Raw genomic sequence first — 25,898 nt, forward strand, 5'->3', positions numbered from 1 at the left:
AACTCAGTACTGACTGACACGCCCTCTTCGCGAGCAGGCTCGCTCCCACATTGGTTTTGTATTCAGGTTCAGAGCGCGGAGCGAATCAGATCTCCGAGCCAATCCATGAACACGCGCACTCGCAAAGGAAGGTGTCGCTGCCTGGCATAGAGCAATGAAATCCCCATCGCCGGCGCAGTGAATTGCGGCAACACGGTCACCAGTTCGCCGTTTTCCAGATGCGGCTGCATGCCGGTACGCGGCACCTGCGTCAGACCGAAGCCACCGAGGCACGCCGACTCGTAAGCGTCGGTGCTGTTGACCGTCACACTGCCAGCCATCGGCAAGCGTTTAACCTGCCCGCCCTCCTCGTACACAAAACCTTCCGAACGCGAACCCAATACGCCGACGTAATGCACCAGTCGATGCTGCGCGAGATCTTCAAGCGACTCCGGCACGCCGTAGCGCTCGAGGTACGCGGGGCTGGCGCAGTTGACCATGGGGAAGTCCCCGAGGTGCCGCGCGACCACCGATTGATCCGGCTGCGCGCCAATCCGCACCACGCAATCGAACCCTTCGCTGAGCAAGTCGACGCGTCGATCGGTGCTGCTGATTTCCAATTCCAGATTCGGGTGGCGATCCATGAACTGCGGCAGGCGCGGCATGATCAGACGCCGCGCGAGAATGTTCGGCAGGTCGACACGAATACGCCCGGTCAGCGAGGCCTCGTCCTGCCGAAACAAGCCCTCGATTTCGTCCATGTGCGAGAGCAGATCCTTGCTGCGCTCGTACAACACCAGACCGTCCTGCGTGGCCTGCACCTTGCGCGTGGTGCGTTGCAGTAGGCGTGTGCCGAGCAGGGATTCCAGCGCTTGCACATGTTCGGACACGGTTGAGCGGGGCAGTCCGAGACTTTCCCCGGCGAGGGTAAAACTCGACAGTTCGCTGACCCGCACGAAGGTGCGCAGCAGTTCCAGTTTGTTCATGGCAGGCCTTTTATTGTTCGGCTGAGCCGATCAGTGATTCCGGATTCAGTCTGTTTATCACCTCAGGGCGGATAAATAAACTTCATCCCATCACCACTCACCGCAATCGAGGAAGCCTCCATGAATCGTAAAATCGCATTGATCACCGGCGCCAGTCGTGGCCTGGGCAAAAACACAGCGCTGCACCTCGCCGCTCAAGGCATCGACGTTATCGGCACTTACAACAGCCGTGCTGATGAGGCGCAGGCGCTGGTTGCCGAAGTGCAAGCACTTGGCGGCAAAGCCGTGATGCTGCAACTCGATGTTGGCCGCAGCGAAAGCTTTGCCGATTTCGCTAAACACGTTGAGCAGGCGTTGCAGCAGACTTTCGACCGTCAACGTTTTGATTTCCTGATCAACAATGCCGGGATCGGTGTTCACGCACTGTTCGCCGAAACCACGCCGGAGCAGTTCGATTTGCTGATGAATATCCAGCTGAAAGGGCCGTTCTTTCTGACTCAGCAGTTGCTGCCACTGATTAACGACGGCGGACGCATCATCAATATTTCCAGCGGCCTGACCCGTTTCAGCCTGCCGGGTTACGGCGCTTATGCGGCGATGAAAGGCGCGATGGAAGTGCTGACCCGTTATCAGGCCAAAGAGTTGGGTGCGCGGCAGATTGGCGTGAACATTCTCGCGCCGGGGGCGATTGAAACCGACTTCGGTGGTGGCGCCGTGCGCGATAACTCGGCGGTGAATGCGATGGTCGCCAGCAACACCGCGCTGGGACGCGCCGGGCAGCCGGATGATATTGGCGGAGCGTTGGCGCTGCTGCTGTCGCCGGGTGGACAGTGGATCAATGGCCAACGGGTCGAGGCATCCGGCGGCATGTTCCTTTAACTCTTACTGAAAACACTTACCTCCTGTAGGAGCTGCCGAAGGCTCGGGCCGCGATCGGACGATCTTTTGATCTTGCTGTTAAAAATCAAGATCAAAAGATCGCAGCCTTCGGCAGCTCCTACACGGGGATCGAGGTTAGCTCTGGCAAGCGTTGCGCGTCATGAAGCGCTCGCGCAAAACGTCATAGCCCCAGTGATACACGTAGGTGTACGGCAGGAAAAACAGCAGCACGCCGATGTCGAGCAAAAACGCCTGCCAGAGGCTGACCGACAACCACCAGGCAATCAGCGGCACACCCATCACGATCAAACCACCCTCGAACAGCAGCGCGTGCACCACACGCACCCAGGCGTTATGCGCGACGTTCATGCGCGCCAGCATACGGTCGAAGAAGCGGTTGAACACCACGTTCCAACCCAGCGCCAGCAAGGCGATCAACACGGTCACTGCGCCCATTTCAAGCATCGGTTTTTGCATGATCCACGCCAGCAACGGCGTGCAGATCAGGATCGCCAGCAGTTCGAAACCAACGGCCTGAAAAATACGTTCTGTGATGGATTTGTGGGCAGTCATGGCCTGACTCCTTGAGTGAAGATGGTTGCCATGATCCATCCCCAAACCGATACTTCATAATCAATAACCATCGATCAAGGCGATAGTTGATGATTTCTCAGGAAGTGCTGTTGGCGTTTGTCCAGGCGGCCACGCAAGGTTCGTTTTCCGCAGCGGCGCGCAAGTTGGGGCGCAGTCAGTCGACCATCAGCGCGGCGGTGGCCAGTCTGGAGATCGATCTGGATCTGCAGTTGTTCGATCGCAGCAGCCGCAAACCGACACTGACGCCGGCCGGGCATGTGATGCTGCAACGCGCCGAGGCGATTCTCGCAGCCAGCAGTCGCCTGGAAATGACCGCGCGGCAGTTGTCGCAAGGCGTTGAGCCGAAGCTGACGGTGGCGATTTCCGATACCTATCAGTCGGACCGGTTTGAAGCCGCTTTGGTCGGGTTTGAGCAGCGTTATCCGGATCTGGAACTGGAATGTCTGATTGCCGAATGTGATGACCTGATTGAATTGGTGCAGCGTGGTCGCGCGCATCTGGCGTTCGCCGAAATGCAAGAGAACTATCCGCCGGATCTGGTCACGTCGACGGTGGCCGAGCGTACGGAAATTGCCCTGTTCGTCAATCGCGACCATGCGCTGGCCAAGCTTGATCACATTGATCAGCAGATCCTTGAGCAACATCGTGAGCTGCGTCTGGCGACCATCGTCAATCCCTATGACAGTCGCGGCAAAGGTCGGGTGTGGTCGGCGCCGAGTTATCTGATGCTGCTGGAAATGGCCGAGAAAGGTTTTGGCTGGGCGCCTTTGCCGCGCTGGCTGGCGCAGCGCTTTGGCAATGATTTGCTGGTGGAGTTGAAGGTGCGCGGCTGGCCTAAGCCGGTGTTTGTTGATGCGTTGTGGTCGCGGCTTTATCCACCGGGGCCGGCGGGGAGCTGGTTGTTGAGCAAGATGCTGGAATAGCGGCGCTGCCAATCGCTGGCAAGCCTGAAGTCAAAAGCCCCTCACCCCAGCCCTCTCCCGGAGGGAGAGGGGGCCGACCGAGGTGTCTTGCGTCAGACATCGACCTGAAGGACCGAGTCGATTATGGATTCATTGGATATGAGTTCAAAAGGCCCACACCCCAGCCCTCTCCCGGAGAGAGAGGGGGCCGACCGAGGTGTGTTGCGTCAGACATCGACCTGAAGGACCGAGTCGATTATGGATTCATTGGATATGAGCTCAAAAGCCCCACACCCCAGCCCTCTCCCGGAGGGAGAGGGCGCCGACCGAGGTGTGTTGCGTCAGACATCGACCTGAAGGACCGAGTCGATTATGGATTGATTGGATATGAGCTCAAAAGCCCCACACCCCAGCCCTCTCCCGGAGGGAGAGGGAGCCGACCGAGGTGTCTTGCGTCGTACATCGACCTGAAAAACCGAGTCGATTATGGAATGATTGCTGCGGTATATAGGGTCGTGAAATTTGGTTCGATCATGGATTCCCAACTGAGCTTTCAAGTCGGTGAACCTCTCCAATATCCCCCAATCAGTCCCCTCTCCCCCTGGGAGAGGGCTAGGGTGAGGGCAATTCCAGCGCCGAAAGCCGCCCTTCAATAAACCGCCGCTCCGGTTCCTGCCGCGTAAGCTCCAACGCCCGCCAATACGCCGCCCTCGCCTCTCCCACCCTGCCCAACTGCCGGCAAAACTCCGCCCGCGCCGAGTGCGCCAAGTGGTAATCCTGCAACTCGCCCCGCGCCAAAATCCCTTCAATCAGATTCAACCCCGCCAACGCCCCATCACGCTTGGCCACCGCCACCGCCCGGTTCAACTCGATCACCGGCGAAGGCACCGCGCGCAACAGCACGTCATACAAACCAACGATCTGCTCCCAATCCGTCTCCCCCGCCGACGGCGCCTCGGCATGCACTGCGGCAATCGCCGCTTGCAGACAATAAGGCCCAAACCGCCGCGTGGTCAGCGCACGCTCAACCAGCGCACAGCCTTCAGCTATCAACGCGCTGTCCCACAATGAACGATCCTGATCATCCAGCAGCACCAGTTCACCACTCGGCGAAGTGCGCGCCGAGCGTCGCGATTCGTGCAACAGCATCATCGCCAGCAACCCCATCACCTCCGGCTCCGGCAGCAACTCCATCAACAGCCGCCCCAACCTGATCGCCTCACGCGTCAGATCTTCACGCGTCAATTCAGCCCCGCCCGACGCCGAATACCCTTCGTTGAACACCAGATAAATCACCCGCAATACACTGTCGAGGCGTTCGGGCAATTCGCTCAGGCTCGGTACTTGATAAGGGATTCTCGCGTCCCGAATCTTGGCTTTGGCCCGCACGATGCGCTGGGCAATCGCCGCTGGCGCCGAGAGAAAGGCGCGGGCGATTTCCTCGGTGGTCAGGTCGCAGACTTCGCGCAAGGTCAGCGGCACTTGCGCATCCGCCGCCAGCGCCGGGTGACAACAGGTGAAGATCAGCCGCAGACGATCGTCTTCCACGTCCTCGCCACTCCAGTCGGCCTGCTCCAGTTCTTCCAGTTGCGCCAACAACAATGGCTGCGAGGCTTTGAACCGCGCGCGCCGGCGCAACACGTCAATCGCCTTGAAGCGTCCGGTCGAGACCAGCCAGGTGCGCGGATTATCCGGCACGCCGTCGCGTTGCCAGCGCTCGACCGCGACGAAGAACGCCTCGTGCAAGGCCTCTTCGGCGAGGTCGAAATCACCCAGCAGGCGAATCAGCGTCGCCAGAATCCGCCGCGAGTCTTCGCGATAGACCTGCTCGACCCGCGTCCGAACCTCAGACATTCAACTGCCGCACCGGCCGCACTTCGACGCTGCCAACCCGCGCGGCCGGAATGTTGCCGGCGACCTGGATCGCTTCGTTGAGGTCCTTGGCGTCGATCAGATAGAAACCCGCCAATTGCTCTTTGGTTTCGGCGAACGGGCCATCGGTAATCGATAACTTGCCGTTGCGCATACGCACCGTGGTGGCGGTCTGCACCGACTCCAGCGCTTCGGCGGCGACCATTCGCCCGCTGCCCTGAATCGACTCGGCGTAGGCCCAGCACTCGGCGTCTTCCGGACTGTCGGGCGATGAATGCAGCAGGCGTTCATCGCTGTAGACCAGGCATAAATACTTCATGGCGTTCTCCTGAACCGGACGGATCAACTATGGCTGAAGATCAGGGAGTCACATCGAACAGCGTCGCGCCGCTCATCGGATCGAACGGCGCCGACCAGTGTTCGTGGACGATTTTCCACGCCCCGCCGACCTGCCGGTAGCAAGCGGTGACGCGCATCCAGCAGCTCTGGGTTTCGCCTTTCTCATTGGTGCCGCCGCAGTTCGCCACCCAGTGGGCGAAGGCGATGTTGTCGGCGCTTTCGATGGCGATTTCGTGGAATTCGAAAATGTGCGGGCCGGGGCACATTTCCATGCACTCGACCCAGTGCGCGCGGTAGGCGGCTTTGCCCTTGAATTGCAGGGCCTTGATCGCGTCGAAGGAGACGATGTCGTCGGCGTACAACGCCATGACTTTCTCCACGTCCTTGGTCATGACGGCTTCGCGGTAGGTGTTGATCAGGGTCTGAATTTCAGATTGTGCGCTCATGCTGTTCTCCGTGGTTTTTGTTGTGAAGACACCCTTAGTCGTTCGGCAATCGGGTAGATCGACAGTCGAAACAAAAAATTTCCACTGAGGCCAAAATCGCTAGAATCCGAGGCTCATCTTTGTAGGAAAAAGGAAATTCCCGTGTCAGCCCAACTCGTGCCGTACGACAGCCTGAACGCCTTGCAGCGTGAGCAAGTCGAGGCGATTGAAATCCATGCCGAGCAGATCAAGTTCTCCGGTGATATCCACGGTGCCTTGCACACGCTGCTGTCGAAACCCGGCCCCGGCGTGAAAGGTTTTGCGCTGTTGGCGGATGACGTACCGGTGGCGTTTCTGCTGCTCAAGCGCCCGCCGGTGTTGCCCGCCTGGGCCAATGAGCACAGCGCCACCTTGCATGCGTTGCAGGTCGATCGCCGCGCACAGGGCAAGGGTTACGGCAAGGCCTGTCTGCAAGCGCTGCCCGAAGTTGCGCGCCTGGCGTGGCCGGAGATCAAGGGGCTGGAATTGTCGGTGGACGCTGACAATGATGCGGCGATCGCGCTGTACGCCAAGCACGGCTACGTCGACAGCGGCGAAGCGTACAAGGGCCGGATCGGTTACGAACGGCGTATGGGTCTGGTTTTCTAAGTCATCGAGGGATGCACGATGATCGATTCAATCGAAGCGCTGGAAGCGATTTACGGACTGCCGCATGAACGGGCGGTGCGCAAGCAGATCGGTTTTCTCAACGAGGATTATCAGGCGATGGTGCGGGTTTCGCCGCTGGTGATTGTCAGCTCGGTGGGCGCTGATGGCCTGGATAATTCACCGCGCGGCGACAAGGCCGGGTTTGTGCGGATTATTGATGAGCGCACCTTGGCCCTGCCCGATCGCCCGGGCAACAACCGCATCGATACCCTGCGCAATGTGCTGCAGGATTCGCGGGTGTCGCTGCTGTTCATCATTCCGGGGATTGGCGAGACATTGCGGGTCAACGGCACGGCGACGATCAGCGCAGATCCGCAACTGCTGGAAAGCTTTGCGGTGAATGGCAAACCGGCGAAAACGGTGTTGCTGGTGACGGTGGAAGCGGCGTTTTTTCATTGTTCGAAAGCCTTCGTCCGTTCTGATGCGTGGAACCCGGAAACGCATCTGCCGCGCTCTGCCCTGCCCTCTGCCGGCGCCTTCCACAAGCGCCTGAATGATGGGCAGTTCGATGCCGACACCTACGACCGTGAAGCGCCGAAACGGGTAAGCGACACCCTTTACTGACACAACACGGTCCCCCGTGTAGGAGCTGCCGAAGGCTGCGATCTTTTGACCTTGCTGTTAAAAATCAAGATCAAAAGATCGCAGCCTTCGGCAGCTCCTACAGTGGAGATCGGTGTGGGGTTAGAGGGTCAGGATCATCTCGTGCCACGCCATCCCACCGTGGTCGGACTCAGACGGTTTGATGTAAGCGAAGCCAAAGCCTGCATACAGAGGGATGTGTATTTCTTTGCACATCAAATGAATCGTCGCCTTATCCATCCCGCGCATACGTTCAATGAACTCGCCCATCAAACGCTTGGCCAAACCCTGCCCCTGATAATCCGGGTGCACCACCACCGACATGATCACCACGTTCGGCCCTTGCGGGTCGTGGCCGATCAGTTCCTTGAAGGCCTCGTCCGACATCTGCACGTCAAACGCCGCGCCGGAGTTGACGAAGCCTGCGACCTCACCGTCCACCTCGGCAACGATAAAACCTTCCGGCCAAGTGGCGATGCGCGTGGCGATTTTTTCGCGGGTGGCCGCTTCGTCACCTTCGTAGGCAACGGTTTCGATGGCGTAGCAGCGGTCCAGGTCGGCGGCGGTGACGTTGCGGATGACGGTGTTCATGGCGGCTCGAAAATCAGCAGAAGAAAGTGCCGAAAGCATAAAGGAATAAGGCCTGCATATCGATGCGCACGGGCGGCGTAAAGCCTGCGTATAAGTGCTTTTCTTCGTGTTCGCGGCGGGCTATTTCTCAGGTGTGTCTCTGACTACCCTTGGGGGAAACCGCTTATGAGCAGCGTTGAAATTGGCCTGTTGATGGTGTTGGGCATCAGTACCTTCGGCTTTATCACCTTGGGCATCGACCTGTTGCGGGCGCGACGGTTGGGCAAAGGCAAGCGGGGTTGAAAACCATAAGGCGGATCATTGATCCGCCTCATGGTTGTCGGCTCAGACCTTGGTATCGACCGGCACGCAGATTTCCAGTTTGCCGGTGTTCATTTTCGGATTGAAGTCGGCGCTGTAACGCTCCAGTTCCGGGGCGTTCAGTTCCACGTAATGGGAGTTCGGCAGCCAGGTTTTGTAGATGTATTGCAGGGTTTGCGGCAACTGATCGAGCGGTCCCTTGTGCTCAAACACCGCGTACTGCCGAGGCAGCACTTCCACCCACTGATAAACCTTCTGGTCGAGGTCATCAAGCTTGCTGATTTCCACCCCAGCGATGTAATCGAAGCCACCCTTGCCGTCGAAATTGCTGCAAACACCGTAGGTCACTTCGTTCTTTTGCCCCTGGATCTTTCCCAGGTGCGGCAAGAACTTTTCCCACAGCGCCGGGATGTCTTTTGCTGTGTCTTGAGTAAATCGACCGCGAAAGCCTGCAATCAGCAGGAAGTGTCCATGTTCGAAGCGAGGTTCAGCCACTTCGACGCGTGTTTGCTCATCCATGACTCGACTCCTGGAACAAGAAAGGGGTTCGGCTGGGAGTATAGAAAGCCAAACCCAATTCGCACGCTTACAGCGAATGCAACTGCTCGACGGCGCCCGAACCGACAAACTCGTTATAGCCGGAAACGATCACGTACACCGCGAAATAGCAGAAGATCGCTGCAGATGCCATATAGGAATAGCGCAACAGCTTGTCGCCCAGCAGCTTGCCACCGTGGCTCGCGGCAAAACATAAACCCGCCGACCACAACAGCCCGGCGCAAAGGAAACCGCCAAGGAACAGCGCCGAACTCAAAGGGCCGCCGCCACCGGAACGGGCGATCAAGGTGCCGCCGACCGCTGCAAACCAGAGAATCGCGCTTGGCGATGACATAGCGAGAAAAATCCCACGGAAGAACTCCTTGCGATGGGAGTTCTGCCCTACCTCGGCGGTCGCGGCCAGTTGCGCTTCGTGATGGATCGCCGAGTAGATCATCTTCGCCGCAAAGTAGATCAGCAGCGCCGAACCACCGATCCACAGGACCCAGCGCACGGTTTCGAACTGCAGCAAAACGGTCATGCCGGCCAGCGCCAGCACCGCGTAGATCAGGTCGCCGACGCAGGTGCCGAGGCCCAGCGCAAAGCCCTGAAAGTAACCGCGCTGCATCGCCAATGTGATCATTGCGATGTTGGCCACGCCGATATCCAGGCACAGCGAGAGGCTCAGCAAGAAGCCGCTGGTGAATTCCATCTACCGATTTCCTTGGGACAAAATTGTTTACAAACGGGCTGGACAGTATGCCATCACTGACCTTATCTTCCGCCACAGGTCACCGCAGTGACCAGCGTCGCTCGGACGGTTCCGGGCGCTTACGTTATCCGAGGCAACAATGGCCGAACAAGGTTCGCCGCGCCGCTTTGCGCGCATAGATCGACTCCCCCCTTACGTTTTCAACATCACCGCCGAGCTGAAGATGGCCGCGCGTCGTCGCGGTGAAGACATCATCGACTTGAGCATGGGCAACCCCGACGGCGCCACGCCGCCGCACATTGTCGAAAAACTCGTACAAGTTGCCCAACGCGAAGACACTCACGGCTACTCGACGTCCAAGGGCATTCCGCGCCTGCGCCGGGCGATTTCCAACTGGTACAAGCAGCGCTACGAGGTCGATATCGACCCGGAAAGCGAAGCCATTGTCACCATCGGTTCCAAGGAAGGCCTGGCGCATTTGATGCTGGCGACCCTGGATCAGGGCGACACCGTGCTGGTGCCGAACCCGAGCTATCCGATTCACATCTACGGTGCTGTGATTGCCGGCGCCCAGGTGCGTTCGGTGCCGCTGGTGCCGGGCGTGGACTTCTTCGATGAATTGGAACGGGCCATTCGTGGCTCGATTCCGAAGCCGAAAATGATGATCCTCGGCTTCCCGTCGAATCCGACCGCGCAGTGTGTGGAGCTGGATTTCTTCGAGCGGGTGATCGCCCTCGCCAAGCAGTACGACGTGCTGGTGATTCACGATCTGGCTTACGCCGACATCGTCTACGACGGCTGGAAAGCCCCGTCGATCATGCAGGTGCCGGGCGCCAAGGACATCGCGGTGGAGTTTTTCACCCTGTCCAAGAGCTACAACATGGCCGGCTGGCGCATCGGTTTCATGGTCGGTAACCCGGAACTGGTCAACGCGCTGGCGCGGATCAAGAGCTACCACGACTACGGCACCTTTACCCCGCTGCAAGTGGCGGCGATTGCTGCGCTGGAAGGCGATCAGCAATGCGTGCGCGACATCGCCGAGCAGTATCGCCAACGGCGTAATGTGCTGGTCAAAGGCCTGCATGAACTGGGCTGGATGGTCGAGAATCCGAAGGCTTCGATGTATGTCTGGGCGAAGATTCCCGAGCAGTACGCGCATCTGGGTTCGCTGGAGTTCGCCAAGAAACTGCTGGCCGAAGCCAAGGTCTGTGTTTCGCCGGGGGTGGGGTTTGGTGAGTATGGCGACGATCACGTGCGCTTTGCGCTGATCGAAAACCAGGACCGCATTCGTCAGGCTGTACGCGGCATTCGCGGGATGTTCCGGGCGGATGGCCTGAGTCCAAAAACTTCCGCCTGACACTTACCCCCTGTGGGAGCGAGCCTGCTCGCGAAGGCGTCGTGTCAGCTACATCAATGCTGACTGACCCACCGCTTTCGCGAGCAGGCTCGCTCCCACATTGGTTTTGGGTGAACCACAAAATCCACCCACAAAAAAACCGCATCGCTGCGGTTTTTTTGTGCCTGAAAGAAGCCGCTTAAACGAACAGCGACAACAGCAGGATAAAGCCCAACGCAACCACCGAGAGGATGGTTTCCATCGCAGTCCAGGTCTTGAACGTCTCAGCCACGGTCATGTTGAAGTACTGCTTCACCAGCCAGAAACCGGCGTCGTTAACGTGGGACAGGATCAGCGAACCGGCACCCGTGGCGAGCACCAGCAACTCACGGTTAACGCCCGGAATCATCCCCACCACCGGCACGACAATGCCCGCGCCAGTGATGGTCGCCACAGTTGCCGAACCGGTCGCGATACGGATCACCGCCGCCACCAGCCACGCCAGCAGGATCGGCGAGATCTGCGCGCTGACCGCCATGTGGCCGATCACGTCGCCCACGCCGCTGGTGACCAGCATCTGCTTGAAGCCACCGCCGGCACCGATGATCAGGATGATCGCGGCGGTTGGCGCCAGGCTTGCGTCGAGCCACTTGAGCATCTGCTGGGAACCGATGCCCTGCTTGTGCCCGAAGGTGTACAGCGACAGCAGCAACGCCAGCAGCAGTGCCGAGATCGGGTGACCGATCATGTCCATCCAGGTACGGAAGAAGTGGCCGTCCGGCAGCGCCACGTCAGCGAAGGTTTTCAGCAGCATCAGGAACACCGGCAGCAGCACGGTGATCAGGGTGATGCTGAAGCTCGGCAGCGTAGTCGAGTCGTCATTTTCGCGGGCCAGTTGATCGACCAGTTCCTGATTCGGGTGACCCGGAATGTGCTTGGCGATAAACGTACCGAAGATCGGACCGGCAATGATCGCGGTCGGCAGCGCAACGATCAGACCATAAAGAATGGTCTTGCCGATGTCAGCGCCGAACACACCGATGGCCAGCAGCGGACCCGGGTGCGGTGGCACCAGACCGTGTACTGCGGACAGACCGGCAAGCAACGGGATACCGATCTTGATGATCGACACGCCGGTGCGACGCGCAACGATGAACACCAGCGGAATCAGCAGGACAAAACCGATTTCGAAGAACAGCGGGATGCCGACAAGGAACGCGGCAAACATCATTGCCCACTGGACTTTGTCTTTACCGAACGCTCGAATCAGGGTCTGGGCGATCTGATCCGCCCCGCCCGACTCGGCCATCATTTTGCCGAGCATGGTGCCCAGCGCGAGGATGATGCCGACGAAACCGAGCACGCCACCGAAGCCGTCCTGGAACGCTTTGATGATGGTGCCGATCGGCATGCCCGACGTCAGGCCGAGGAACGCGGCGGCGATGGTCAGGGAAATGAACGGGTGAATCTTGAATTTGGTGATCAGGATAATCAGGCCGATTACCGTGACCACTGCATCGAGCAGCAGGAACGTCTCATGGGACATGCCAAACATTGGGGGTGTCTCCTGGATTGTTGTTGTTATTAAAGCGGGTTAAACAGAAGTCGGGAGGACAGCGCTATCTCTTTCAACACACTCATACCGCCTGCTTCAGACCGTGGGCCTGCCACCAGACATGAGCCTGGGACGCCAGTTCTTCAACGCTGTGGATCGAAGCATTCAGCGCCAGGGTCAACGGCTCGCCCTTCGGCGATTCGAGGGTGGCGAACTGGCTTTCGATCAGCGTGGCCGGCATGAAGTGGCCCGGACGATGGGACACACGTTCAGCGGCAACTTCAGGGGTCAATTCAAGAAACACGAAGCCCAGGCCCGGCAAGGCACTGCGCAACACTTCGCGATAACTGTGTTTAAGGGCCGAGCAGGTCAGCACCGGGCGTTTGCCCAGCGCATCGACGCGACGCAGTTCATCGCACAGGCTGTCGAGCCAGCCGGCACGGTCGTCGTCGTTCAGGGGGATCCCCGCGCTCATCTTTTCGATGTTCGCGGCCGGATGGAAAGTATCGCCTTCAATGGCAGTGGCGCCGCTCAATTGGCACAGGGCCTCGCTGACGCACGTCTTGCCGCAACCGGCAACGCCCATGATGACCAGGGCGGTGATGGGATGACTCATATAACACCTCAGCGCGCAGACAGCGCTACCTTTGCTAGCTATGACTCTAGTGCACAGGCAGAAGTTGCCGACGCCTTCTTGTCGTTTTTTTGGGTTGCAGCAGGTTTGTTCCCAACACCAAAAAGCGAAGATCAGGCAGGACCTCGCTTACGCATTTACAGCTGCATCAGGACAGCGCTACCTTAGTGCCTTGATTTTTGTTTGGCAAGCCGCCCGATGACCTCCCCTAAAAACGATAAAAACACTCGCACCACCGGCCGTCCCACCCTGAATGAAGTTGCCCGCCTGGCCGGTGTCAGCCCGATTACCGCCTCCCGCGCCTTGCGTGGGGTCAGCACGGTCGCCACCGAACTGGTGGAAAAAGTGCAGAAAGCCGCGCTCGAGCTCAACTATGTCGTGAACCCTGCTGCCCGCGCGTTGGCCTCGGCGCAGAGCCATTCGGTGGTGGTTCTGGTGCCTTCGTTATCCAACTTGCTGTTCATCGATACGCTGGAAGCCATTCATCGGGTGCTCACGCCCAAAGGCTTCGAAGTGCTGATCGGTAACTTCCACTACTCGCGCGATGAAGAAGAAAACCTGCTGCGCAACTACATGGCCTATCAGCCGCGTGGATTTCTGCTGACCGGGTTTGATCGCACGGAAAGTTCGCGGCGGATGATCGAGGCGAGCAACATTCCCTGCGTGTACATGATGGAGCTGGACAGCGCCGCCGGAGTGAACTGCGTGGGGTTTTCGCAACTGAGTGCCGGTGAAACGGCGGCCGAGCATTTGCTCTCACGTGGGCGTAAGCGTCTGGCTTACATTGGCGCGCAACTCGATCAGCGCACCTTGTTGCGTGGCGAAGGTTTTCGCAAAGCGCTGCAGAAGGCCGGGCGTTATGACCCGGATCTGGAAGTGCTGACGCCTCGCTCTTCATCGGTGGGCTTGGGTGGGGAACTGTTTATGCAATTGCTCGCGGGGCATCCGGATGTTGATGCAATCTTCTTTGGTAACGACGACCTGGCGCAGGGAGCGTTGCTGGAAGCACTGCGCCACGGCATCAGGATTCCCGAGCAGGTGGCGATTCTCGGTTTCAACGACTTGCCGATGTCCGAACACATGGTGCCGCGCCTGAGCAGCATCAACACCCCGCGTGAAGCGATTGGCCGGCGCGCGGCGGAGCAGATGCTGACGTTGATGGCGGGTAACAGCGTAGCGCGCCCGGTTGAAGACATGGGCTTTGAACTGAAGATCCGCGAAAGCACCTGAAACTGTCGCGATCCCCTGTAGGAGCTGCCGAAGGCTGCGATCTTTTGATTTTGCTCTTAAAAACAAGATCAAAAGATCGCAGCCTTCGGCAGCTCCTACAGTTTTATGTGGTGCTCACAAATGCTGAGTTGAAACACAATCCCCTGTGGGAGCGAGCCTGCTCGCGAAAGCGCTATGTCAGATAAGTATGTGCCGACTGACACGACGCTTTCGCGAGCAGGCTCGCTCCCACATTGGATCTCCACAGTCGCTAGTGGCTGAGCAAGTCAACGAGGGCCAGCGCGCCTTTCTGTAGTGGCTGGCTTTTGAGCCACACCGCATGCACCGGCATCACCAGACCGTTTTCGATGTTGCGAAAATTCAGGCGTTTCAGCCGCCCGGACTCGATCCGCGACTGCACCACCGACAGCGGAAAATTACCCCAGCCCAATCCTGCCTCAACCATTTCCATCGCCGTCTCAAGGCTGTCCGTGCGCCAGTACGACTCCGCCACCAACGGTCGCGTTTCACTGATCGGCAAGTCGCGACTGGCGACGATGATCTGCCGCACATGCACCAGATCTTCGAGAAACACATCCTGCCCCTGCAACAGCGGGCTGTCCGCCGCCAGCGTGGCGATCATCCGTTCGCTGCCGACAAACTGAAAACGCTCCAGCACATTCATGCTCAGCCCGGCGAACGCCAGGCACACGCTGACCCGGCCGCTGTGCAGCATCGCCAGCACATCATCCTGCGGCGCGGTCAGCACTTCGATATCGAGCAATGGATGACGCTCGGCGATCACCTTGATTGCCGCCAGCAAACGACGGCGGTCGATGTCCGCGACTACGCCGATCGACAACTTGCTCTCCAGCCCCAACGACAACTCCACCGCGTGCACTTGCAGTTGCTTGAGCTGCTCGGCGATCAGTCGCGCATGCGGCACTAGCGACAGCGCCATTGCCGTGGGTTGAGGTTCGCGATGGCTGCGGTCGAAGAGCAGATAACCCAGCTCCGCTTCAAGATTGCCAATACTCATGCTGACGGCGGAAGGCACCCGACCTAACGCACGCGCCGCCGCTGAAAACGAGCCGCGTTCGATCACGGCAAGAAACAGCTCGATGCTATCGCTGTTGAAATTCACCCTAAAAACCTATCAATAGAACTGAAAGTAGCTGACTTTTTCTGTCAGCCCTATTGAAGCTATCTTTCGCCGCCTTCGCCAGTCCCACTGGCCAACAAACGGCAAGAAAGAGGTAAATCCCCATGCAAGGCGTCAAACGCAAACTGGTCTATGTGTCGCTCTACGAAGTGATCGGCATGACCTTCTCCGCCCTCGGTCTGGCGCTGCTATCCGGCACGTCGCCGGGCAGCACCGGGCCGTTGGCGGTGATCATCACCACCATCGCCGTGACCTGGAATTTCATCTACACCACGATGTTCGAGCACTGGGAAAGCCGCCAGGTATCGCGCACACGCACGGTGAAACGACGCATTGCTCACGCCGTCGGCTTTCAACTGACGCTGATCGTGTTCCTGATTCCGTTGATCGCGTGGTGGATGAACATCAGTCTGGTGCAAGCCTTCCTACTCGATCTGGCGCTGATCATTTTCATTCCGTGCTACACGTTTGCCTTCAACTGGCTGTTTGACCGGATCTTCGGCTTGCCGGCCTCGGCGCTGCCAGATTCAGCCGCTGCGGCATAAATCGTTAATTCGTAAGCAGATATTGCAAGAAATCAGCGGTTTAACTGTGTAAACCGCCGATATTCACAATCCGTCAACTCCGATAGCAGGCTAAGCTTTTCCATCAATAAAAAATGGATCAGCCCATGACTGCACACGCCCCCGCCGCCGCGACAAGCAACGGCATCGACCCGATCCGCGCCGCTCAGGTGTCCGCCCGCATTGATCGTCTTCCAGCGGTCGCGACGATCTGGCGGCTGGTGGCGCTGCTGTCGATCGGTGGTTTTTTCGAACTCTATGATCTGTTCCAGACCGCCTACATTAGCCCCGGGTTGATCCGCGATGGCATCTTCGCCACCGGCAATCAGGGCGTGTTCGGTTTCTCCGATCAAGCGGCGTTTGCTTCGGCGACGTTCCTCGGCCTGTTCCTAGGCGCCAGCCTGCTCAGCCCGCTGGCGGATCGTTTCGGTCGCCGTGCGATCTTCACCTTCGCGCTGGTCTGGTACACGCTGGCGACGGTGTTGATGGGGATTCAGAGTTCAGCGCTGGGCATCATCTGCATGCGCTTTCTGGTTGGTATTGGTCTGGGCATCGAGTTGGTGACCATCGACGCCTACCTCTCGGAACTGGTGCCCAAACGCATGCGCAGCTCCGCCTTTGCCTTCGCGTTTTTCATACAGTTCCTCTCGGTGCCGGCAGTGGCGCTGATGTCGTGGTGGCTGGTGCCGCAAGCGCCGTTCGGCGTGTCCGGCTGGCGTTGGGTGGTGTTGGCCAGCGCGGTGTTTGCGCTGTTTATCTGGTGGCTGCGCAAGCGTCTGCCGGAATCGCCGCGCTGGCTCGCGCAGCATGGCCGCTTTGATGAGGCCAACCGGATTCTCGACACTATCGAGGCCCGTTGCGAGAAAGATCACGGTAAACCGCTGGACGCCCCCGAAGCCGTTCCGGTCGATGTCGAAGGCAAGGGTCGTTTCGCCGATATCTGGCAACCGCCCTATCGTCGTCGCGCGTTGATGCTGATCGTCTTCCACATCTTCCAGGCGATCGGTTTCTTCGGTTTCGGCAACTGGTTGCCGGCGTTGCTGTCCGGCCAGGGCGTCAGCGTCACCCACAGTTTGATGTACGCGTTCATCATCACCCTCGCCTACCCGCTCGGGCCGTTGCTGTTCGTGAAGTTCGCCAACCGCTTCGAGAACAAGTGGCAGATCGTCGGCTCGGCCCTCGGCGCGATGACCTTCGGCACTTTGTTCGCCTTGCAGACCAGCGCGTTCGGGCTGATCTTCTGCGGGGTGATGATCACCTTCTGCAACGCCTGGTTGAGCTTCAGTTATCACTCGTACCAGAGCGAACTGTTCCCGACCAACATCCGCGCCCGCGCTGTGGGTTTCTGTTATTCGTTCAGTCGTTTGTCGACGGTGTTCAGCAGCCTGTTGATCGGTCTGTTTCTCGACAACTTCGGCACACCCGGGGTGTTGGCATTCATCGTCAGCAGTATGCTCATCGTGATGCTGACCATCGGCTGGTTCGGCCCGCGCACACGCAATCTGGCACTGGAGAACATTGCCCATCGCTGAGGCTGGCAACGGTCATCCTCTGCCGCTTATCGGCAAAGGATGACCGCCGCGAACGCCTGACCGACGATCAACCTGTTGAAATAAAAGGATTTATTCAGAAGGCACGGTAATTGCTCCGCTACGCCAGTCAGCAATTACCTACAGGTCCACACATCATGTTGATCAGTGCCAAACAACAGCAAATCATTCATCTGCCCAAAGCGCTGAATGACGATGCGACGTCCACCGCTGCGGCCGGTCTGCAAGGTGGCCTGCACGGCGCCATGCTGCAAACCCTGCAAAACCAGACCCAGGCGCAAACCGCCGAAGCCACCGCGAAGGTGCAGGACTCGGCCACGCAGATCGCGACCCAGCAAGTCAGCGAAGCCACGCGCATCAGCGACAACGTCGACGAAGCGTTCGCCAAGACCCGCGTCAACCTGCAAGCCACCGATGCCACCACGGCCTCGGCAACATCCGCCACCGACGAGTTCAAGGACTACATGAGCAAGACGCCGGAACAGCGTCTGCGCGACAGTATCCTGCAGTCGATGGGGCTGACCGAAGATGACATCAAAGCCATGCCGCCGGAGAAACAACTGGCCGTCGGCAAGGAGATCGCCGAGCGCTTGCAGGACAAGATGAAGCTGGCGCAGGCGGAAAAAGACAACGATGTGAAGGACAGTGACAAGCAAGCGGACAAGTTTCTCGCTGCGCTGTGATCTTCAAGTCACCCGAAATCAAATGTGGGAGCGAGCCTGCTCGCGAAGGCGGTGAACCAGTCAACACTGATGTTGAATGTTCCGCCGCCTTCGCGAGCAGGCTCGCTCCCACAGTTTTTTGTGTGTTCAGGAAAGATCAGTTCAGTTGCAGGGTTTCATTGAACTGACTGATCGCATCCACTACATGCCGCGATCCCTGCTGGATCTCCAGAATCACCTCCCCCGCTTCATTCGCCAACTCCACGCCAAGCCCGGTACGACTCAGGCTCGACTGCATGCTCGACACCGCACTCAGCGACAGGTCATGGTTCTTGCGTACCACATCGACAATCTCCAGGGTTGCCTGACTGGTACGCGCCGCGAGGCTGCGCACTTCATCCGCAACAACCGCAAAACCCCGTCCGTGCTCCCCGGCCCGCGCCGCTTCGATCGCAGCGTTGAGCGCCAGCAAGTTGGTCTGATCGGCAATGCCACGAATGGTCTGCACGATGGTGCCGATGATGTCCGACTGTTTGCTCACCGCATCGATGCTCGCCGCTGCTTCGTTGAGGTCGCGGGAAATGTCCTGAATGATCTGCACGGTTTGCTGCACGACCTGTGAGCCTTTTTGCGCGCAGGCATCGTTTTGTACCGAAGTGCTATGGGCCGATTCCGCAGCGTTCTGCAACGTGGTCATCTGATGGGTGATGTCGCTGGCGAACTTGACCACTTTGTACAAGCGGCCCTTGGCGTCGAACAACGGGTTGTACGACGCTTCGAGGTAAACCATCTGCCCGGATTTGTTCTTGCGTTCGAAACGATGCGAGTGATATTCGCCGCGATTGAGCGAGGCCCAGAATGCCTTGTATTGCGAGGACTCGGCTTCGGCGCGATGGCAAAAAAGACTGTGATGATGGCCGACGATTTCGTTGAGCGAGTACTGCATGGTCTTCAGGAAGTTGTCGTTGGCAGCGATGACATTGCCTTCCGGGGTGAACTCGATCACCGCCATGGAGCGACTGATTGCCGCCAGCATGCTTTCTTCTTCGTGCTCTTTATTCACCCGTGCAGTGATGTCGGCAGCCACTTTGATCACGCTCTGGACTTGCTTGTCCGGGCCATACACCGGCATGTAACTGGCTTCGAGCCAGACTTCCCTGCCGGCCTTGTTCAAACGCAGAAAAGTCCCGCTGATCGGCTCACCGCGAGCCAGGTCACGCCACAATCTGGCGTACTCTTCGCTGCGATAGAAAGCCTCTTCACAAAACACCCGATGATGTTTGCCACGCACTTCATCGGCGCTGTAGCCCATGGTTTTGCAGAAGTTTTCATTGGCATCGAGAACGATGCCCTCAGGGGTGAACTCGATCATGGCCATCGAACGGCTGATCGCTTCCAGCTTGGCGTTGGCCTCGGTCAAGGCGCAGCTGAATCGCTCGATCTGCTGCAGGTCAGCCTTGTGATGTAGGTTGAACATGGTTGTATCACCTTCCGCGCGGACTTTTGATTTGATGAAAGTTCAGTTCTTTCACGATCCACCACTACGTTCCACAGAACAGGCACACGCATTCCTCCACGGGAGGAAGTTGTCAGGTGATAAATGATGATCAATCGGAGCGTCCATGCAGCGACGCTCTAATCAAGACATCCTTCTCTTGATAGCCCGCACGCGGGCCAGCCCTAACGCGTTGAAGAACTTCCATGTAAGCGACGCTCCTTGTTGGTTCAGTGTCGGTGCCTTGGGTTGCGCACTCTGGCAGCATGAATTCACGGACTAACCCTGTGGATCAGCCATGTTTTGACATGACGGTCGACATAGTTAGTTACGAGAAGCATAGCCAGTGCAAAGGCCTGCGCAAGGCCACTAGTCGGCCAGTATCTGGCACTTTTTGCACAAGAAACGGTTCAGCGCGGGGAGAATTGTTGCCGGGGCGGACGTTTTCGCGAGCAGGCTCGCTCCACATTGGAATGCGTTTCTCCTGTGGGAGCGAGCCTGCTCGCGAAGGCAAAAGTTGTAGCGCTACAAAAACAACAGCGGAATCAGCAGCAAGGTGCTCAAGGCACGGCCCAGCCAATGACTATTAAGAACAATAGCGAACCAGCCGCCATAGACACCGATCAGCAACAGCCAGGTCGGCCACTCGGTACGGGCGGTGAAACGTTGGCGCAGGGTTTCGATCTGTTGACGATGGGCGGCGTAGAAGTAATGGGGCATGGCGTTGCTCGGAACGGGATTCGTCCCCTTCTGTGCAACGACGCAGTGCATTCTTGCAGATTATTTTCAGGTCAATGCTGGAGCCCGAGAACCGGGCTCCGGAAAGGCGTGATCAATGGCCGAAGATGTCGACTTTCTTGGCTTTCTTCTCCGCGCGTTTTTCAATCGCGGTCTTGGCCGGTTTCTTCTTCGCGGCTTTCTTTGAATCCATACCTTTGGACATGATGCGTACTCCACTCACAGGGGATGTGAGGTCAGGTATACACCTATCCAGAGCCGTGCGTTCTTTTATAATCGGCGCTTTGCCCACCGACAGTCTGATCCCATGCCCGACACCCAATACAGCCTGCTCGACGAGTCGCTTTGGCCGTTGATGAACAAGTTTTACCGCAGCCACCAATCGTCGATGAAAGCTGTTCGCGATGCGCAATTGTGGGTGGCGCGGCGCGGAGAGATTGTGGGTGCGTTGTGCCTGCGGCCAGTGTCCGGCGGGCAATGGTTGACCGGGTTGTTCGTTGATCCGGGGTGTCGTGAACAGGGCGTTGCCGCACAGCTGATCGCAGCGGCGGTGCAGGATGTGAGCGAGCCGGTGTGGCTGTTCTGTCATCCGGATTTGCGTGAATTTTATGAGCGACGCGGGTTCACGTTCGACCCGGCGCTGCCGCAAGCGATGGCAGAGCGATTGAGCCGGTATGCGCGGCACAAGCCGATGATTGCGATGGAGCTGGCCCCCTCACAATCCTGATGTGCAATGCAAAACCAATGTGGGAGCGAGCCTGCTCGCGAAAGCGCTGTGTCAGTCACAGAATCTGTCACTGATATTGCGCATTCGCGAGCAGGCTCGCTCCCACAGGGGTATGTACTGGGTCTTGGATCAATCGTCGGCGGTGGGATCGAGATCCGGAAACATCACTTCGGTAAAACCGAACTTGCTGAAGTCAGTAATCCGCGACGGGTACAACCGGCCGATCAGGTGATCGCATTCGTGCTGCACAACCCGTGCGTGGAAACCTGATGCTACGCGCACAATCGGCTCACCCTTCGGATCAAACCCTTCGTAACGAATCTGCTGATAACGATCCACCGCACCGCGCAACCCCGGCACCGACAGACACCCCTCAAAGCCCTCCTCCGTCAACGGACTCAGCGGCGTAATCAACGGATTGATCAGGATCGTCTGCGGCACGGCTTCAGCGTCCGGGTAACGTTCGCTGTGTTCGAAACCAAAGATCACCAGTTGCAGATCGACACCGATCTGCGGCGCAGCCAGGCCAACGCCACCGACGCTTTCCATGGTCTGGAACATATCGTCGATCAGTTGCCACAGCTCGGGGCTGTCGAACATCTCGGTCGGCACTGGCGGGGCGATGCGCAGCAGGCGCTCGTCGCCCATTTTCAGAATTTCACGGATCATGATCAGACTTCGTCAGTGTCCGGCTTGAGCGAGTGATCGCGGCCCAGGCCCGAGACGTGTTGTTTGGGATGCTCATCGAGTTCGCCGGGGACTTTCTCACCCGCGTCCTTGCCCTCGCTGGACATGTGTTCGATCACCGCGTTCATCTCGGCGCCGAGCAACAGCACCGCAGCGGAAATATAGAAATACAGCAACAGCACGATGATCGCCCCGATGCTGCCATACATCGCGTTGTAGTTGGCGAAGGTTTTCACGTAGAAAGCGAAGCCCAACGAGGCGATGATCCACACCACCACCGCCAGGACCGAACCGGGCGTGATGAAACGGAATTCCTGTTTGACGTCCGGCATCACGTAGTAGATCAATGCTACCGCGACCATCATCAGAATCACGATCACCGGCCAGCGCGCGATCGTCCACACGGTGACGATGAAGTCTTCCAGCCCCACCTGCGCGGCGATCCAGCCCATCACCTGCGGCCCGAGCACCATCAGCGCGGCGGCCACCAGCAGCATGCCGGCAATGCCGACGGTGTAGAAAATCGACAGCGGGAAACGCTTCCAGACCGGTCGGCCTTCAACCACGTCGTATGCGGCGTTCATCGCGCTCATCATCAAGCGCACGCCAGCGGAGGCGGTGTACAGGGCAATGACAATACCGACGGAAAGCAGGCCACCCTTGGATTGCTGCAACTGGTCGATCACCGGATTGACCTGCTCCAGTGCCTGCGGGGGCAGCACCAGTTCCGATTGCAGGCGCAGCCAGGAGAAGAAGTCCGGCAGGTGCAGGAAGCCGATCAGAGCGATCAGAAACAGAATGAACGGGAACAGCGAAAACAGCATCTGGTAGGCCAGTGCCGAGGCGTAGGTCGACATCTCGTCGTCGACGAATTCAGTGACCGTGCGCACCATCACCCGGTGCAGGGGCAGACCTTTCATGTCCGGAAAAATCATTCGCGTCTCCTTTCGCCGCAATACAGGTTGAAGTCGTGGCGACTCAGGGGCCGTTTTTTACATCACGGTAGCCTGTTTGGCGAACCTCGTCGGGTCGTCGCAGGCTTTTGACACAAAAACGGCCATCCTTGGATGGCCGTTCGTGTCTTTCGTTCAAGGCTGGATTACGCCTTGTCGACGCCTTTTTTGACCGCGTCCTTGGCTTTGCCGACGGCTTGCTGGGCTTCGCCTTTTTTCTCTTGAATCTTGCCTTCGGCTTGCAGCTTGGTGTTGTCGGTGGCTTTACCGACGCCTTGCTTGACGTTGCCGACCGCTTCGTTGGCCATGCCTTTTACTTTATCGCCTGTGCTACTCATGGTGTTTCTCCTTGGTGCAATTAGGGGGAAAAGTCAGTACGTAATGATTGACTGGCCGGGTTTGCGCCAAGTTTCATTTATTTTCAGGGGTTCATTTCGTCGTGGCGTGCAGGTTGGGCTTTATGTTTGCGTGCGTAGCCCCGAGAATGCGCAACATATGGGCGCCAAGCGCCAGGAACTGATCCCGCAGGAATGTTATGAAACTCGATAAAACGCAGGCCATCGCCCGACGCAACAAGGAACTGGGCGGTGCCGTGCTTGGCACCAACAACTGCCACTTCGCCGAACTGAACCGTAACCGCAACATCTGGTGGTTCGACCTGCCGGTGTCGCGTCTGGCCATCGGTCAGTACGAGTGGATTCACCTGCTGATGCACACGCCGGCCACTGACGAACTGCTGCATCTGAAAGTGCCGACGGTGTTCCTGCGTGAAAAGCTTGAAGGGCTGGTGATTCGCAACGAAGGCAAGCGTAAAGCGGCATTGAGCCTGGAGTTGAGTGCAGACAAGGATTCGTATCTGCAGGACATGCGTCCGGCGGGGACTAACGTGAATTTTGCGCCGTTCCGTCAATAGCCCTCACCCTAACCCTCTCCCAGAGGGAGAGGGGACTGATCGAGGTGTTTGGGCGAGCTACGCCGACCTGAGATTCCTGAGTTGAACTCAGGTTCTGAACAGCCCCGATTGGCTCCCTCTCTCAGAGGGAGAGGGGACTGACCGAGGTATTCGGGCGAGATACACCGACCTGAGATTCCTGAGTTGAACTCAGGTTCTGAACAGCCCCGATCGGCTCCCTCTCTCAGAGGGAGAGCGGACTGACCGAGGTGTTTGGGCAAGGTACACCGACCTGAGATTCCTGAGTTGAACTCAGGTTCTGAAAGGCCCCCGATCGGCTCCCTTCCCCCTCGCCCCCTGGGGGAGAGGGTTGGGGTGAGGGGGTAGATTTACCAGGCACTGCAAATCTACAGCCTGCCCCAACAAAAAGCCCCGCATCTGCGGGGCTTCGTGTTTTCAGGCGGCGGACTTGGCCTTGATCTTCTTCAGCTCTTCATCCCGCAACTCGCGACGCAGGATCTTGCCGACATTGGTGGTCGGCAGCGCATCGCGGAATTCCACCGAGCGCGGCACCTTGTAACCAGTGACGTTGGCACGCATGTGATCCATCACCTGCTCTTTGGTCAGGGTCACGCCTGGTTTGGCAACGATGAAAATCTTGATCGCCTCGCCCGACTTCTCGTCCGGCACGCCGATGGCCGCGCACTGCAACACGCCCGGCAAAGTCGCCAGCACGTCTTCCAGTTCGTTCGGATAGACGTTGAAACCGGAGACCAGAATCATGTCTTTCTTGCGATCGACAATGCGCATGTAGCCGTCCGGCTGGATCAGCGCGATGTCACCGGTCTTCAGCCAGCCTTCGCTGTCGAGCATTTCATCGGTGGCTTCCTGACGCTGCCAGTAGCCCTTCATCACTTGCGGACCTTTGACGCACAGTTCGCCGATTTCACCCAGCGGCTGCTCGACACCGTTATCGTCGATGACTTTGCACAAGGTCGATGGCACCGGAATACCGATGGTGCCGATCTGGATGTGCTGGATCGGGTTGACCGTGGCCACCGGGCTGGTTTCGGTCATGCCGTAACCTTCGCAGATGGCGCAACCGGTGACCGCTTTCCAACGCTCGGCAGCGGCCAGTTGCAGGGCCATGCCGCCGGACAAGGTGACTTTCAGCGCGGAGAAATCCAGCTTGCGGAAACCTTCGTTGTTACACAGCGCCACGAACAACGTGTTGAGGCCGACGAAACCGCTGAACTTCCACTTCGACAGTTCCTTGACCATCGCCGGCAGGTCGCGCGGGTTGCTGATCAGGATGTTGTGGTTGCCGATCAGCATCATCGCCATGCAATGAAAGGTGAACGCATAGATGTGGTACAGCGGCAGCGGCGTGATCAGGATCTCGCAACCTTCATTGAGGTTTGAACCCATCAGCGCCTTGCACTGCAGCATGTTGGCGACGAGGTTGCGATGGGTCAGCATCGCGCCTTTGGCCACGCCGGTAGTGCCGCCGGTGTATTGCAGCACGGCAACGTCGCCGCTGTGCGGATTGGCTTCGGCAACCGGTTGGCCCTGGCCCTTGCTCAGCACGTCGTTGAACTTGACGGCTTTGGGCAGGTGATAGGCCGGGACCATTTTCTTCACGTACTTGATGACGCTGTTGATCAGCAGTCGCTTGATCGGCGGCAGCAGGTCGGCGACTTCAGTGACGATGACGTGTTTGACGCCGGTTTTCGGCACCACGGCTTCGGCCAGGTGCGCCATGTTCGCCAGGCACACCAGCGCCTTGGCACCGGAGTCGTTGAATTGGTGTTCCATTTCCCGCGCGGTGTACAGCGGGTTGGTGTTGACCACGATCAGCCCGGCGCGAATCGCACCGAAGACGGCGACCGGGTACTGCAGAACGTTGGGCAGTTGCACGGCGATTCGATCGCCGGGCTGCAAATCGGTATGCTGTTGCAGATAGGCGGCAAACGCACCGGACAATTCGTACAATTCACCGTAGGTGATTGTCTTGCCCAGGTTGCTGAAAGCCGGTTTGTTGGCGAAGCGTTGGCAGGATTGCTTCAACACTGCCTGAATGTTCGGATACTCGTCCGGATTGATGTCGGCAGCAATTCCAGCCGGGTATTTATCCTTCCAAAAGTCTTCGATCATGGAAGCCCACTCCTCAGCAACGCGAATTCTTCACCGCATTTGATGCGATTATTATTGGTGTGTGTTTGGTATTGGTGAATCTGGCTTTTATATAGGCCGAGAAGTCACAAAGCGCGCCGAGAGTAGCAGCTTTGCCAAGGGTCGACTAGAGCCAAAAGCGGCCCCTACAGTCACT

The 25,898-nt window shown here is 58.4% G+C and carries 27 protein-coding genes and 2 pseudogenes; 11 read left to right on the plus strand and 18 right to left on the minus strand.

The window, feature by feature from the left end; all coding sequences use genetic code 11:
• Positions 1–68 precede the first annotated feature (68 nt).
• A complete protein-coding gene (locus HU718_RS23435; protein ID WP_186614549.1) occupies positions 69–965 on the minus strand; it encodes a LysR family transcriptional regulator in 897 nt (298 codons plus the stop codon).
• Positions 966–1,085: 120 nt separating this feature from the next.
• Between HU718_RS23435 and HU718_RS23440 the strand changes: the two genes are divergently transcribed.
• On the plus strand, positions 1,086–1,844 hold the full coding sequence (locus HU718_RS23440) for an SDR family NAD(P)-dependent oxidoreductase (protein WP_186614547.1): 759 nt from the start codon (positions 1,086–1,088) through the stop codon (positions 1,842–1,844).
• Positions 1,845–1,979: 135 nt separating this feature from the next.
• Here the strand turns inward: HU718_RS23440 and HU718_RS23445 are convergent, their stop codons facing one another.
• Positions 1,980–2,417, minus strand: coding sequence for a multidrug/biocide efflux PACE transporter (locus HU718_RS23445; protein ID WP_110718776.1), 438 nt, complete (start codon positions 2,415–2,417; stop codon positions 1,980–1,982).
• 89 nt (positions 2,418–2,506) lie between these two features.
• Between HU718_RS23445 and HU718_RS23450 the strand changes: the two genes are divergently transcribed.
• Positions 2,507–3,361, plus strand: a complete 855-nt coding sequence (locus HU718_RS23450) for a LysR family transcriptional regulator (protein WP_016984800.1) — start codon at positions 2,507–2,509, stop codon at positions 3,359–3,361.
• 591 nt (positions 3,362–3,952) lie between these two features.
• On the opposite strand, the gene HU718_RS23455 is transcribed toward HU718_RS23450, so the two are convergent.
• The 3 genes from HU718_RS23455 to HU718_RS23465 are packed head-to-tail and all read right to left on the minus strand — an operon-like array spanning position 3,953 to position 5,997.
• Positions 3,953–5,194: an RNA polymerase sigma factor gene (locus HU718_RS23455; protein ID WP_186614545.1), complete on the minus strand. Its 1,242-nt coding sequence runs from the start codon at positions 5,192–5,194 to the stop codon at positions 3,953–3,955.
• Positions 5,187–5,531: a YciI family protein gene (locus HU718_RS23460; protein WP_008081988.1), complete on the minus strand. Its 345-nt coding sequence runs from the start codon at positions 5,529–5,531 to the stop codon at positions 5,187–5,189. Before HU718_RS23460 ends, HU718_RS23455 begins: the two co-directional genes overlap by 8 nt.
• A gap of 40 nt (positions 5,532–5,571) precedes the next feature.
• Positions 5,572–5,997: a YybH family protein gene (locus tag HU718_RS23465; RefSeq protein ID WP_186614543.1), complete on the minus strand. Its 426-nt coding sequence runs from the start codon at positions 5,995–5,997 to the stop codon at positions 5,572–5,574.
• Positions 5,998–6,138: 141 nt separating this feature from the next.
• On the opposite strand from HU718_RS23465, the gene HU718_RS23470 reads away from it, so the two are divergent.
• Positions 6,139–6,624, plus strand: a complete 486-nt coding sequence (locus tag HU718_RS23470) for a GNAT family N-acetyltransferase (protein ID WP_038362581.1) — start codon at positions 6,139–6,141, stop codon at positions 6,622–6,624.
• A gap of 18 nt (positions 6,625–6,642) precedes the next feature.
• Entirely contained in the window at positions 6,643–7,248 is a 606-nt protein-coding gene (locus HU718_RS23475) for a pyridoxamine 5'-phosphate oxidase family protein (RefSeq protein WP_186614541.1), read from the plus strand.
• Between the two features lie 120 nt (positions 7,249–7,368).
• Here the strand turns inward: HU718_RS23475 and HU718_RS23480 are convergent, their stop codons facing one another.
• The 3 genes from HU718_RS23480 to HU718_RS23490 all read right to left on the minus strand — a co-directional run bounded on the left by HU718_RS23480 (position 7,369) and on the right by HU718_RS23490 (position 9,406).
• Entirely contained in the window at positions 7,369–7,857 is a 489-nt protein-coding gene (locus tag HU718_RS23480; protein ID WP_186614539.1) for a GNAT family N-acetyltransferase, read from the minus strand.
• 324 nt (positions 7,858–8,181) lie between these two features.
• On the minus strand, positions 8,182–8,676 hold the full coding sequence (locus tag HU718_RS23485; RefSeq protein ID WP_186614536.1) for a GyrI-like domain-containing protein: 495 nt from the start codon (positions 8,674–8,676) through the stop codon (positions 8,182–8,184).
• Positions 8,677–8,743: 67 nt separating this feature from the next.
• Positions 8,744–9,406: a LysE family translocator gene (locus HU718_RS23490; protein WP_102900890.1), complete on the minus strand. Its 663-nt coding sequence runs from the start codon at positions 9,404–9,406 to the stop codon at positions 8,744–8,746.
• Between the two features lie 139 nt (positions 9,407–9,545).
• On the opposite strand from HU718_RS23490, the gene alaC reads away from it, so the two are divergent.
• On the plus strand, positions 9,546–10,763 hold the full coding sequence (alaC, locus tag HU718_RS23495) for an alanine transaminase (protein ID WP_093430443.1): 1,218 nt from the start codon (positions 9,546–9,548) through the stop codon (positions 10,761–10,763).
• Between the two features lie 178 nt (positions 10,764–10,941).
• Here alaC and HU718_RS23500 read toward each other — a convergent pair whose 3' ends face one another.
• On the minus strand, positions 10,942–12,297 hold the full coding sequence (locus HU718_RS23500; protein WP_008082018.1) for a GntP family permease: 1,356 nt from the start codon (positions 12,295–12,297) through the stop codon (positions 10,942–10,944).
• An 82-nt stretch (positions 12,298–12,379) separates the two neighbouring features.
• The gene (locus HU718_RS23505; RefSeq protein WP_095048167.1) at positions 12,380–12,913 is read right to left on the minus strand and encodes a gluconokinase; all 534 of its coding nucleotides are present in this window, start codon (positions 12,911–12,913) and stop codon (positions 12,380–12,382) included.
• 216 nt (positions 12,914–13,129) lie between these two features.
• Between HU718_RS23505 and gntR the strand changes: the two genes are divergently transcribed.
• Positions 13,130–14,161, plus strand: coding sequence for an HTH-type transcriptional regulator GntR (gntR, locus tag HU718_RS23510; RefSeq protein ID WP_150707500.1), 1,032 nt, complete (start codon positions 13,130–13,132; stop codon positions 14,159–14,161).
• 250 nt (positions 14,162–14,411) lie between these two features.
• Here the strand turns inward: gntR and HU718_RS23515 are convergent, their stop codons facing one another.
• Positions 14,412–15,284 carry a LysR family transcriptional regulator gene (locus HU718_RS23515; protein WP_150707501.1) on the minus strand — a complete coding sequence of 291 codons (873 nt, stop codon included), beginning with the start codon at positions 15,282–15,284 and terminating at the stop codon, positions 14,412–14,414.
• Positions 15,285–15,406: 122 nt separating this feature from the next.
• Between HU718_RS23515 and HU718_RS23520 the strand changes: the two genes are divergently transcribed.
• The 3 genes from HU718_RS23520 (at position 15,407) to HU718_RS23530 (ending at position 18,098) form a co-directional block, all read left to right on the plus strand.
• On the plus strand, positions 15,407–15,847 hold the full coding sequence (locus HU718_RS23520) for a PACE efflux transporter (RefSeq protein ID WP_102900210.1): 441 nt from the start codon (positions 15,407–15,409) through the stop codon (positions 15,845–15,847).
• A 125-nt stretch (positions 15,848–15,972) separates the two neighbouring features.
• Complete coding sequence (locus tag HU718_RS23525; RefSeq protein ID WP_186614534.1) at positions 15,973–17,397, plus strand: MFS transporter; 1,425 nt, start codon at positions 15,973–15,975, stop codon at positions 17,395–17,397.
• Between the two features lie 155 nt (positions 17,398–17,552).
• On the plus strand, positions 17,553–18,098 hold the full coding sequence (locus tag HU718_RS23530; protein WP_150795183.1) for a hypothetical protein: 546 nt from the start codon (positions 17,553–17,555) through the stop codon (positions 18,096–18,098).
• 136 nt (positions 18,099–18,234) lie between these two features.
• Here HU718_RS23530 and HU718_RS30060 read toward each other — a convergent pair whose 3' ends face one another.
• The 3 genes and pseudogenes from HU718_RS30060 to HU718_RS23540 form a co-directional block, all read right to left on the minus strand.
• A complete protein-coding gene (locus tag HU718_RS30060; protein ID WP_224789345.1) occupies positions 18,235–18,774 on the minus strand; it encodes a methyl-accepting chemotaxis protein in 540 nt (179 codons plus the stop codon).
• 3 nt (positions 18,775–18,777) lie between these two features.
• A pseudogene (locus HU718_RS30065) lies at positions 18,778–19,554 on the minus strand (PAS domain-containing protein); the annotation flags it as partial.
• Between the two features lie 546 nt (positions 19,555–20,100).
• A pseudogene (locus HU718_RS23540) lies at positions 20,101–20,292 on the minus strand (fatty acid desaturase); the annotation flags it as partial.
• A gap of 325 nt (positions 20,293–20,617) precedes the next feature.
• On the opposite strand from HU718_RS23540, the gene HU718_RS23545 reads away from it, so the two are divergent.
• Positions 20,618–21,037, plus strand: a complete 420-nt coding sequence (locus HU718_RS23545; RefSeq protein ID WP_186614530.1) for a GNAT family N-acetyltransferase — start codon at positions 20,618–20,620, stop codon at positions 21,035–21,037.
• Positions 21,038–21,166: 129 nt separating this feature from the next.
• Here the strand turns inward: HU718_RS23545 and def are convergent, their stop codons facing one another.
• From def to HU718_RS23560, 3 genes are all read right to left on the minus strand, one after another.
• The gene (def, locus tag HU718_RS23550) at positions 21,167–21,706 is read right to left on the minus strand and encodes a peptide deformylase (protein ID WP_217868240.1); all 540 of its coding nucleotides are present in this window, start codon (positions 21,704–21,706) and stop codon (positions 21,167–21,169) included.
• 2 nt (positions 21,707–21,708) lie between these two features.
• Entirely contained in the window at positions 21,709–22,659 is a 951-nt protein-coding gene (locus HU718_RS23555; RefSeq protein ID WP_034153379.1) for a YihY/virulence factor BrkB family protein, read from the minus strand.
• Between the two features lie 164 nt (positions 22,660–22,823).
• Positions 22,824–23,015, minus strand: coding sequence for a CsbD family protein (locus tag HU718_RS23560; protein WP_008082339.1), 192 nt, complete (start codon positions 23,013–23,015; stop codon positions 22,824–22,826).
• 197 nt (positions 23,016–23,212) lie between these two features.
• Between HU718_RS23560 and HU718_RS23565 the strand changes: the two genes are divergently transcribed.
• Positions 23,213–23,590, plus strand: coding sequence for a hypothetical protein (locus HU718_RS23565; protein ID WP_007917843.1), 378 nt, complete (start codon positions 23,213–23,215; stop codon positions 23,588–23,590).
• A gap of 435 nt (positions 23,591–24,025) precedes the next feature.
• Here the strand turns inward: HU718_RS23565 and fadD1 are convergent, their stop codons facing one another.
• Positions 24,026–25,723, minus strand: coding sequence for a long-chain-fatty-acid--CoA ligase FadD1 (fadD1, locus tag HU718_RS23570; protein WP_095121271.1), 1,698 nt, complete (start codon positions 25,721–25,723; stop codon positions 24,026–24,028).
• Positions 25,724–25,898 lie beyond the last annotated feature (175 nt).

The organism is Pseudomonas tensinigenes (genome assembly GCF_014268445.2).
Classification (GTDB): domain Bacteria; phylum Pseudomonadota; class Gammaproteobacteria; order Pseudomonadales; family Pseudomonadaceae; genus Aquipseudomonas; species Aquipseudomonas tensinigenes.

Bases quoted from the DNA above. Each gene is read 5' to 3' on its own strand.
- HU718_RS23525 (WP_186614534.1), top strand. From the start codon at position 15,973: ATGACTGCACACGCCCCCGCCGCCGCGACAAGCAACGGCATCGACCCG.
- HU718_RS23445 (WP_110718776.1), bottom strand. From the start codon at position 2,417: ATGACTGCCCACAAATCCATCACAGAACGTATTTTTCAGGCCGTTGGT.
- alaC (WP_093430443.1), top strand. From the start codon at position 9,546: ATGGCCGAACAAGGTTCGCCGCGCCGCTTTGCGCGCATAGATCGACTC.
- HU718_RS23500 (WP_008082018.1), bottom strand. From the start codon at position 12,297: ATGTTTGGCATGTCCCATGAGACGTTCCTGCTGCTCGATGCAGTGGTC.
- HU718_RS23545 (WP_186614530.1), top strand. From the start codon at position 20,618: ATGCCCGACACCCAATACAGCCTGCTCGACGAGTCGCTTTGGCCGTTG.
- HU718_RS23505 (WP_095048167.1), bottom strand. From the start codon at position 12,913: ATGAGTCATCCCATCACCGCCCTGGTCATCATGGGCGTTGCCGGTTGC.
- HU718_RS23475 (WP_186614541.1), top strand. From the start codon at position 6,643: ATGATCGATTCAATCGAAGCGCTGGAAGCGATTTACGGACTGCCGCAT.
- HU718_RS23460 (WP_008081988.1), bottom strand. From the start codon at position 5,531: ATGAAGTATTTATGCCTGGTCTACAGCGATGAACGCCTGCTGCATTCA.
- HU718_RS23490 (WP_102900890.1), bottom strand. From the start codon at position 9,406: ATGGAATTCACCAGCGGCTTCTTGCTGAGCCTCTCGCTGTGCCTGGAT.
- HU718_RS23450 (WP_016984800.1), top strand. From the start codon at position 2,507: ATGATTTCTCAGGAAGTGCTGTTGGCGTTTGTCCAGGCGGCCACGCAA.
- HU718_RS23530 (WP_150795183.1), top strand. From the start codon at position 17,553: ATGTTGATCAGTGCCAAACAACAGCAAATCATTCATCTGCCCAAAGCG.
- HU718_RS23440 (WP_186614547.1), top strand. From the start codon at position 1,086: ATGAATCGTAAAATCGCATTGATCACCGGCGCCAGTCGTGGCCTGGGC.
- HU718_RS23480 (WP_186614539.1), bottom strand. From the start codon at position 7,857: ATGAACACCGTCATCCGCAACGTCACCGCCGCCGACCTGGACCGCTGC.
- HU718_RS23455 (WP_186614545.1), bottom strand. From the start codon at position 5,194: ATGTCTGAGGTTCGGACGCGGGTCGAGCAGGTCTATCGCGAAGACTCG.
- HU718_RS23565 (WP_007917843.1), top strand. From the start codon at position 23,213: ATGAAACTCGATAAAACGCAGGCCATCGCCCGACGCAACAAGGAACTG.
- HU718_RS23520 (WP_102900210.1), top strand. From the start codon at position 15,407: ATGCAAGGCGTCAAACGCAAACTGGTCTATGTGTCGCTCTACGAAGTG.
- HU718_RS23435 (WP_186614549.1), bottom strand. From the start codon at position 965: ATGAACAAACTGGAACTGCTGCGCACCTTCGTGCGGGTCAGCGAACTG.
- HU718_RS23560 (WP_008082339.1), bottom strand. From the start codon at position 23,015: ATGAGTAGCACAGGCGATAAAGTAAAAGGCATGGCCAACGAAGCGGTC.
- def (WP_217868240.1), bottom strand. From the start codon at position 21,706: ATGATCCGTGAAATTCTGAAAATGGGCGACGAGCGCCTGCTGCGCATC.
- fadD1 (WP_095121271.1), bottom strand. From the start codon at position 25,723: ATGATCGAAGACTTTTGGAAGGATAAATACCCGGCTGGAATTGCTGCC.
- HU718_RS23485 (WP_186614536.1), bottom strand. From the start codon at position 8,676: ATGGATGAGCAAACACGCGTCGAAGTGGCTGAACCTCGCTTCGAACAT.
- HU718_RS23555 (WP_034153379.1), bottom strand. From the start codon at position 22,659: ATGATTTTTCCGGACATGAAAGGTCTGCCCCTGCACCGGGTGATGGTG.
- HU718_RS23465 (WP_186614543.1), bottom strand. From the start codon at position 5,997: ATGAGCGCACAATCTGAAATTCAGACCCTGATCAACACCTACCGCGAA.
- HU718_RS30060 (WP_224789345.1), bottom strand. From the start codon at position 18,774: ATGACCACGTTGCAGAACGCTGCGGAATCGGCCCATAGCACTTCGGTA.
- gntR (WP_150707500.1), top strand. From the start codon at position 13,130: ATGACCTCCCCTAAAAACGATAAAAACACTCGCACCACCGGCCGTCCC.